Below are 505 nucleotides of genomic sequence, written 5' to 3'. Positions count from 1 at the left end.
TCACCTGAGTTGAACCCCATTGAGCAAGTGTGGGCATGGATGAGAAGCAGAGCGCTATCAAATCGCACATTTGTAAGTTATGACGATATTGTTGAACAAGTAAGTAGGCCGTGGAATGCATTTCGCTCAGACATTGATAACGTTAAGCGCATCTGTTCGAGGACATGGATAAACTTGATCACTTAATAAATAGCATTGCTATAAAGAATGCGAGTTTAAAATACAGGCCATTAAAAGAGGCAAGATTTTTTAAAGGTGGACGTGGCGTTCTTTTCTCCGTGGGTATCAAATACTCAACCCACGCTACGGCGGTCAGGTTGACGCTGTGCAACTCGCTAGCTTTACTCTCGCTAACTCGCTTTCTATTTCACTTTCCTGCAAACGTAAAAAAGCCCGACTCAATGAGTCGGGCTTTCTTGTATTTGGAGCCTGGCGATGACCTACTTTCACATAACAAATGCTACACTATCATCGGCGCTGTTTCGTTTCACTACTGAGTTCGGCA

1 pseudogene is annotated in these 505 nt (G+C 43.8%); it reads left to right on the top strand.

What is annotated here, in order from left to right:
• Positions 1 to 186, top strand: a pseudogene (locus QMA12_RS22165) (IS630 family transposase); the annotation flags it as partial.
• Positions 187 to 505: the final 319 nt, after the last annotated feature.

The sequence above is a fragment of the Pseudoalteromonas sp. APC 3893 genome (genome assembly GCF_030408095.1).
Classification (GTDB): Bacteria; Pseudomonadota; Gammaproteobacteria; order Enterobacterales; family Alteromonadaceae; genus Pseudoalteromonas.
The sequence above is the reverse complement of the archived record's forward strand: the minus strand, read 5'-3'. Positions and strand labels throughout refer to the sequence as shown.